Source organism: Candidatus Magnetaquicoccus inordinatus (assembly GCF_004217665.1).
GTDB lineage: Bacteria > Pseudomonadota > Magnetococcia > Magnetococcales > Magnetaquicoccaceae > Magnetaquicoccus > Magnetaquicoccus inordinatus.
In genome coordinates, this window is sequence record NZ_RXIU01000166.1 from 1 (window position 1) to 7,951 (window position 7,951).

Genomic DNA, 7,951 nt, shown 5'->3' on the forward strand with positions numbered 1-7,951 from the left:
CGCTGGGGTGACTTGGTTCTGGATGCGCGTTCTCTGGAGGATGTGTTCGGAGCTGACCCTGCTGAAATTCATTAACACAATATGCGGAATAGACGAGGATGCGCAGGGAGGATGCGACAAAGAACAAGGATTCCACCCAACCGGTTCATGGTATTCTGCATCTCTTTGGATGGGTTCAGCATCCTCTGCGGGAATGTTGCCAAAGCGCAGCACCTGCTCGCTTGCCAGTTCTATCCCCATGGGGATGCTGTGCGGATTGGCGCGCATTTTTGCGCCAATCCGCACAGCTTGAAACAAAATCCCGGAGGCTTTGCCTCTGGACTTGACCAGGGAAGGAGTCATCCCTTACAGGTGTGGTTTTTTTTATATCCAATTGATTTTAGGCAGAATTGGCCAAGGTTCCGGCAGCGCGTGACCAACAGTACAATCCCAGGAGCTTTATTCCTGGATCCGCACTTGTTTTGCAGCCTATTTGCCTTTGCCCGCCATTCCCGGACTCCACGGCACCACCCGATTTCTCCCCAAACGCTTGGCTTCATACAGCGCATTGTCCGCCAATTTGAGAAAGGCTTCCCACTCTGCACAGTCGGCACCAGGATAGGTGACCACACCAATACTGCAGGTCACACGCACCCCGCTAATATCGGTCTCCTGCAACCGCTGCCGAAAACGGTCCGCCAACAACAAAGCTCCCTCACTCCCGGTATTGGGCAAAATAATGCAAAACTCCTCCCCACCATAACGACAGCTATAGTCCACCGCCCGAAAATGGGCCCTGGCAATGCTCCCTATCACCTCCAACACCTTATCCCCCATGTCATGGCCATAGGTGTCGTTAAATTTTTTAAAATGGTCGACATCAAAAAAGAGAACAGATAAGGGGGAGGCATAGCGTTTGGCCCGACTGTGCTCCTGCTCCAATAACTCCTCCATGCGCCGCCGATTGTACAGGCCGGTCAGCTTATCGGTGTAGGAGAGAGTGCGCAGCTTTTCTTCCAAACGTTTTTCCGCTGTGATATCGCGAATCAATGCCGCACTGCCAATTTTTTGCCCTTGGCCATTGTGAATGGTGGCCGCATGAAAATGCAAAACCCGATTTTTATAGACCAAAGAGTCGGGCATGCCGATGCCTTGTTGGGTCAGGAAAGATTGCACATAGTCTGGATCATCGACAAGCGACAGAAAACCTTGTTGGGTGATCACCTCTTGGGTTTTTTCGAGAAGACGTTCGGCAGCGGGGTTGATCATTACCACATTGCCCGGCGCATCGGTGACCACAATGCCCTCCCGGGCGCTGAGAATGATGGTGGTCAATTTGTTCTGTTCGTTCTGAAAGCCACGATGCAGTTGGTGCAGCTCCTCGCTCATCCGGTTGAAGCCGTTGGCCATATCGGTCAACTCATCGCGTCCGCTGACCGCGATACGGCGATGAAAATCTCCCTGAGCTGCCTCTTTCATGGCCTTCATAAATTCGCCAATCCGCTGCAAAACATGGACACGGGTGCTGACCACCACCAGAAAGAAGAGGGTAGCCAAAGACAACAGCACCACCGAGGCTTGCGTGACCACCCAATCCATACGTTTGCGCTGTTCGGTAATATCAAAATAGATCTCGAAGGCCCCCAGAAAGGTACCCTCACGCATGATCGGCACATAGGTTTCCACCACATCGAGCGTGAATATTTCATTCTCCATGGTTTTGTGGTCTTTTTGGACGATCAGGCTGTAGGGTTGCCCTTTGGCGACAATATCGCGAAAGTAGGAATGGTCATTTTGTTTGCCAATCTCTTTGCCCGCAGAGGAGTGGATGATGCGCCCGGCGGCGTCGAAGAGGCGATATTTATAGAGATGGAAGGCTTCGGAAACGCCGGCCATGCCGGAGGTAAGTGTGTCGTTGACCGTCAGCGCCGCAGGGGAGAGCTTGCTCTCACTGCTGCCTTTGTCGAGAAAGACCGACATATAATTGGCAACCCGCACCGCCTCTTTTTCGGTAAACTGGGTCAGGATATTGCGAAAGGAGGGATAGGTGACGTAGAGGGCATGTACCGGCAGCAGCAACACCATAAACAACATCAAGAAGAAGCTTTTGCGCAAAAAGCGGGTCAAAAAAAACCGGGAAAAGCGATCAGGCGTATCATGCAATCGATTATGTGCCATTTTCTTCCTCATTATGCTTTTTTTGAACAGCATTGACAGCAATAGTATCCGCTTGGTGCCCTGTTGATCTTGCAGGCTCTCTTGGACAAGAGGCATGCTTCCAGATTTTCTGGAACGATGGCAAAGCGGGTAAATCTCTTCCAAAATGGGCAACCATACTGGCTCAGCCTGAAGAGATTCTGCATTTGCTGCAAATTACAATATCATTGGCAGTGCAAAATAGCGAAAAACCGGCAAAATGTCAAACCATTGCTGTTGATTGCAATCTATGATTTTTTGCAATCTGATGGAGATTTGCCAGTTGGTTGCCAGATGTTGTGCCAGGTGCAGCCGGTTTGTGGAGGAGGGTTGTTTTTTCTTTTGGGTCGCGGGAGCGGATGTGTATATCTTTTCGACACGATTTTTTATCTGGTTTTGCTTTTACTTGTATTATGGCAAAAGGCAGGTAAAGGATGTGATTTTGTCTGAATATATTTGCTTTCGATCCCTGAAGACAGGCTGTTATGCTTGTGGCAGGCGACAAATCAGGAGGAAGTGAAAAGAGCTTGTACTAAAGGTTGATTGCGTTAGTGGACAAACGCTTTGCGGAGCATGTAAAGCAGCAGGAGAAAGGAGCTGCACATGGCGAGGAGGTTGGATGAGGTTATTGCTGGGTTGCCTCTTCGGCAGCAGCAGGAGATAGAGGAGCAGGCAGCACGCTTTATTGCTGAAGAGAAGACACTGCGTGATGTACGCCAGGCGCATGCTCTTGCCCAGGAACGGATGGCGGCCGTTTTGCACAACTGAGAGCGATGGGAAAGTGAGCAATGGAGGATGCCGATCAACAAGAGGCTGGTATGTGCGTGTGAGCGGGCAGGGTTATCCCAGTCTCTTTTAGGGCTAAAGATGGGTTTGGAAGCCTCAGGGGCTTCGATTCATATCAACCGCTATGAAAGTGGTAAACGGACGCCCGCTTTTTCGTTGGTCAGTGGCATGGCCAAGCTGTTGCGGGGACCAGTTTCCTGTTTTTATGAACCGGATGACACCATTGCCGCCATCATCCTGGCAGTAGGGGGTATGGATGTGCAGCAGCGTCTCGCCCTTTTGCAGCGCCTGCAGCAGGAGGAAAAGTCGCAGAGTGGACAGGAGCAGGCAGAGTAGGGAGCAGATGCAACAGTACACCTTGTGGCGCCACGCCCCGCGTGGGGGCAGGTGCGCGGCAATGCAAGCGGGCAGAGAGCCCGCAAACCGCAATTATTTGTTCGCAACTGTGAATCTGGGGAACAGCGTTTGGAGGTTTTGGAAATAAACCTGGTGTGACGCGCAGATGCTTTCTCCTGGTTTTCTTGTGTCTACAACGACATCTCAGCCACATTCCTCATCGCATGGCGTCATGCGAGCAGTTTTTTCTTTCTCTCTTGTTGTGAGTGGGCTATGGGATGTGAGATCCAGGACGATAACCTCGATTTGTTCTTTATTTTGTTCTGGTAGTGTTTGCAATAGAGCTTGTTCAAGCTCTGATGCGGAACTCGGACGAGTGATGTTTGCAGGGGGTGTGGGTAACCGCCATTTGTTGGGTTCTCCATACCAAAATACAAGATAAATACCATAGCCATAAGTTTTTGGATCACGGACATATTTGTCAATCAATTGACTTTTCGCAGCACGCCAAATTTCTCTATGGAAATGTCGCTTGATTTCAATGGGCAGCCTCCAGGAGTTGAATTGAATCTGGATGTCTGCCCTTTTTTCGTCGGCATAATGTCCTTCAGGTTCGGCCACGATCTGCAAAGGCTGCAGTTTTACACGTAATTTATCCAGAAAACGATTGCGTCCATCCTCTTCAGGAATGGGTTCTGTTGGCTGGGAGTGGGAATTGATATTCCAAAATATTTTGTAACCGTCGGTATTTCCATGTCTGAGTTCATCGGCAATTGTGCGGATTTGATCAACAACCAATGCAAAGAGATCACCGGCCGAGGTGGGAGCTCCATTCATAACAACATTGAATATATCATGCAAATATTTTGATTCAACAAGTTTGTCGGTAAGCACCTGTTGATGCGATGCCAACGTATAGCGAATGCGGTTGTGCCATTTCTCTAGCTCTGGATTGTCCGCCATAGTGCGGAGAGCTTCCGATGCTTCTTGAGTGGGAATGGTGCCAATTTTATCAATCATATTCTGTATCAAGTAAGATATGTTGTCATGGTCTAATTCAAATGATGGCGGTATAAAATATTTTCCAAAGGTATTCACAAGCAGTAAATAGGCTGCAACGGGAAAAATAACGTCTGATAGCTTGTTATTTTTATAGAAGCTGCTGACATCTGAGAGAAATTGCATATACAGATCATTTTTGTTTGGATCAAGATCAGGATTAACGGGAAGGATGTGTTGTTGCAATTGTGGCCATACAGTTTGATCGAGCAGAAAAGCTGTAGCAGCCCATAGTGGCCATCTGTCATCAGATGGTTCAAAGCGAGAGATGGCTGCTTTTGCCAATTTCAGCAGCTCCTCTTTGTCGCCATAATGTATGGCAGCAGATAATAGTGGCTGCAGGTGCTCATTTATTAAATCTGGGCATTCCTGCAAAAGTGGAATGGCCACTCTTTGCGCCACTCTATGCCAAGGGGTTCCATTTGTGATTTGCCATAGAGTGCTGATATGGCTTTTATTCTGTTGCAATTGTGGTAGCCAGAATTCACGGCAAGCCTTTGCTGCCAGATCTGGTTTTTCTTGAATGATTGCTGAGAGCCATTGTGGTTTTTCGTTGTGCTGAGTATATCTCATCCTAAAACAGATTGCGGCTTGCAATGTTGCTTCTGGCAATTCAAATATATTTTGGCCTGTTTCATAGGTTAAGTCCACGCATGCCCTAATAATATATAATCTATAATCTCGCATATTTTCTACTTCCAACTTTCCTATTTCATTAGGTGTTGGACATTCAATAGTCCTGCCTAGTAAGAGGAGACCTTGTTCAGCCGCAAGTGCAATTCTCTCGTTTGTCGTTACTTTAATTCGCTCTCGTGGTGCGAGATTACGGGCAGCATAATGAAAATCAGCATGGTAAATGCGAGCTAAGTGCAAGAGTGTTTCATAATCAGAACCCTCGCGAATACCTTCCAATCGATTTGTTAAATAATTGATCATCTCCTCTTTTCTCTGATTGTCCGCCATGGTTCGTATTAACTCATCCGACTTCATTCTAAGATGGAAGACAGTAATTTCGTTTGCAATAACTAAGTCAACAAATTCCTTAAATTGTGAGTTTTGTTCTATAAAATTAAACAGTCGAACCAATTGAGGAGGCTGTTCAAGAGGTAATTTTAATAACTCTTTTGCCCCAATAAGAAAGAGCATTTTTGCAATATCAGCGTTCGGATAATGAGCTGATTGTTCCAGGCACCAATCCGGGAACCAATTCGGAATTGTATAATTTATCAATTTATACCAGAATGTGTAAATGTGTTGTTCTGGACGTGCAGGTGGACTGCTGTTTATCCATAAGAGAAACAGCTCTTTGACGGTTTCTGGTCTGGCTGATAGCCATGTGTGCAATCTTGAAGAAAATGTATTTATATCAATCAATGTGCAGCGAGTTGTTTCATCATTTTGGTGCATCAAAAGCCATTCAAAGAGTGTGTCAATCGGAATATTCTCTCCATTTTGTTCCAAAGTGGTAATTATTGCCTCGCATGCCAAGGCTTTCCATGTGTCAAATATGCCATCATCAGGCTCTGTATGTTGCGTTTTTTGTAGTAAAATGTTAGCGAGATTGTATAAATTCTCTTTAGAAGTATTTTTTACTAGTTCGTATGACAGGAATATATAGTAACTCCCTATAAATCTAGGTTTAGGGTGCGGAAGATGTATGCACAACTGATCTAGAGTTAAGTGACCAGGATACAGAGCCTGCAGCAAAACTCCTCTTAGCTCATGCTCTTTATCCTTATCAGGGTTGAGCTCCAACTCGTCTAATATGGGCAACAGCTCTTCTAACCGATCTGGATAATGCTTGACAAATGCCATGGCGGCGTATTTTAATAGATAATTTTTTGAGTGGTTGTTTTGTTTTATGAATGTTAACAGGCTCTCTGCTGATACGCTAATCTCTTTACCATGCCGAATAATTTGCAGAATGATGTCTACAAAGACATGGGAGTGCTTGTTGGGTTCTTGCAATATTTTCGTAAAACTCTTTTGCAAGCAGCAATCGGACAAACGCCCCAAAGGTATGTTTTTCCAAACTTGACGGAGGAGCCATTGATTTTCTTGATCCATAAATTCCATTTGATCCAACAGAATATTATTATTCGTGGTTGAGATTTCTGCAGGATCACCATAGTAGATCACTCCCAGAGGATCATTGCGAATGAAAAGAGCTGGGTCTACAGACAAACTGGCGACCCAGGCGTGCAACCCACGCAAAAAGCTGGGTACCTTTCCGTTATTGCTAGTCAACAGACGGCGCACACGTTCGGCAGGCAAGCCCTCGGCCATACGTTGTGCAAGAAATTGTGCCGCCAAATATTCCGCCATGGTGCGGTGCATATAGACGGCCTGTTCCGGGCCAGGATGGCGAAACAGTTTTCTTCGTGCCGCTTCCGACAATGGTAGATCGTTCTCCGGAAAGTGGTTGATAGCGATAAAACCCTCTCCTGCATTCTTCTCGTTGAGTGCCACACCTTCCAGATCGGTTCTCAGAATGATGAGGCAGAGCAAACCGGATGCCTGCAGCAGTCGGTTTGCGGCAAAATTTGTTCCAGTGCGTCGGTGCTCATCGTTATGTTCATTGATCAGAATCTCGCTGGCTTTTCTAAACAACTCTCTGCGACTGTTTGGCCATGTCTTGCCATCGCCCACTACGGTTAACAGCAGATTTAGACTGTATGGATTGTTCAACCACTCTTCGATACCATGTTCCTGAGCTTGCTGCATGAACTCACCAGCAGATAATCCCTTTTTAGTGACGATTTGCTCGATATCAGAAGATGACAAAGGATGCAATTGCACGACAGTGATTTTGTTGCTTGCTGAGGCATCCTGAAGATTTGTTTGATCATTTTCGCCATACCAGTCTGCAGTACGGCACGAAAGACGGAAGCGTGGGTTGTCCAAATCTTTCAGCTTGCCAATTATGCGATCCAATATTGCTCTACCATCGCTTTCTTTTGCTCGTTGTTCGTCCAAGCCATCCAGATAGAGCACCTTATCTGCATATTCATCTTTGTTTTCATTGCGTAAAAAAGCACGGACTTTGTAATAGTGTGCATTCTTTTCCTCACGGGCCGCTTGTATAAAACATTCAGTTTTGCCCATGCCAGGCTCACCCAGGAGCACAAACGCTGCTTCGGAAAAAAAGGCGGAGAGTGGGCTGGGTTGGGCTGTTGTATCGGTTTGCTCATCGGAAGTGATACGGGAAAAGAGGCGGGGAACGATAAACGGTTCCGCAGTAGATGCTGAGGACATGTTCTCTACCTTTACGGGGCTATTAGAGCAGATCATGTAAAAAATACAGTATAATCGATTGCTCTAGTTATTGGCAATCGGCATCATTGTTCCTCACAGGGCAAGCGCATTTGCCAATTTCCTCATTGTTGCCACAAGCGAAACTGTGCATGTCGGGCCTCCGCCCTCCCAAGGAGTGCCCCTTCGGGGCACAAATCGGTGCGGCGTGCGCGAATGCTACGCATTCGCTTTTGTGAAACGCCGCACATTATCAGCAGGGCTTTGCCCCATAAGCGTTAACCTAACATCCCCAGAGTTGCCATCTGACGCTTTCGTTTCCTTGGTGAATCAGCAAGCCATT

At 46.9% G+C, this 7,951-nt stretch carries 6 protein-coding genes; 3 read left to right on the top strand and 3 right to left on the bottom strand.

Annotation, left to right across the window (positions count from 1 at the left end):
- Both EJP87_RS18565 and EJP87_RS11540 read right to left on the bottom strand, forming a co-directional pair.
- Positions 1 to 267 (bottom strand): hypothetical protein (locus EJP87_RS18565; protein ID WP_227657595.1); only part of this gene is annotated, 267 nt, incomplete at its 3' end.
- A 201-nt stretch (positions 268 to 468) separates the two neighbouring features.
- Positions 469 to 2,157: a sensor domain-containing diguanylate cyclase gene (locus tag EJP87_RS11540; protein WP_193771320.1), complete on the bottom strand. Its 1,689-nt coding sequence runs from the start codon at positions 2,155 to 2,157 to the stop codon at positions 469 to 471.
- 81 nt (positions 2,158 to 2,238) lie between these two features.
- Between EJP87_RS11540 and EJP87_RS11545 the strand changes: the two genes are divergently transcribed.
- The 3 genes from EJP87_RS11545 (at position 2,239) to EJP87_RS17850 (ending at position 3,297) form a co-directional block, all read left to right on the top strand.
- Positions 2,239 to 2,625, top strand: coding sequence for a hypothetical protein (locus EJP87_RS11545; RefSeq protein ID WP_153188676.1), 387 nt, complete (start codon positions 2,239 to 2,241; stop codon positions 2,623 to 2,625).
- Between the two features lie 153 nt (positions 2,626 to 2,778).
- On the top strand, positions 2,779 to 2,943 hold the full coding sequence (locus tag EJP87_RS17845) for a hypothetical protein (RefSeq protein ID WP_193771322.1): 165 nt from the start codon (positions 2,779 to 2,781) through the stop codon (positions 2,941 to 2,943).
- 99 nt (positions 2,944 to 3,042) lie between these two features.
- The gene (locus tag EJP87_RS17850; RefSeq protein ID WP_193771323.1) at positions 3,043 to 3,297 is read left to right on the top strand and encodes an XRE family transcriptional regulator; all 255 of its coding nucleotides are present in this window, start codon (positions 3,043 to 3,045) and stop codon (positions 3,295 to 3,297) included.
- A gap of 204 nt (positions 3,298 to 3,501) precedes the next feature.
- Here the strand turns inward: EJP87_RS17850 and EJP87_RS11555 are convergent, their stop codons facing one another.
- On the bottom strand, positions 3,502 to 7,611 hold the full coding sequence (locus tag EJP87_RS11555; RefSeq protein ID WP_130472031.1) for an NACHT domain-containing protein: 4,110 nt from the start codon (positions 7,609 to 7,611) through the stop codon (positions 3,502 to 3,504).
- Positions 7,612 to 7,951 lie beyond the last annotated feature (340 nt).

Excerpts from the sequence above, each read along its gene's own strand:
- EJP87_RS11540 (WP_193771320.1), bottom strand. The coding sequence starts at position 2,157 with ATGGCACATAATCGATTGCATGATACGCCTGATCGCTTTTCCCGGTTT.
- EJP87_RS17845 (WP_193771322.1), top strand. The coding sequence starts at position 2,779 with ATGGCGAGGAGGTTGGATGAGGTTATTGCTGGGTTGCCTCTTCGGCAG.
- EJP87_RS17850 (WP_193771323.1), top strand. The coding sequence starts at position 3,043 with ATGGGTTTGGAAGCCTCAGGGGCTTCGATTCATATCAACCGCTATGAA.
- EJP87_RS11555 (WP_130472031.1), bottom strand. The coding sequence starts at position 7,611 with ATGTCCTCAGCATCTACTGCGGAACCGTTTATCGTTCCCCGCCTCTTT.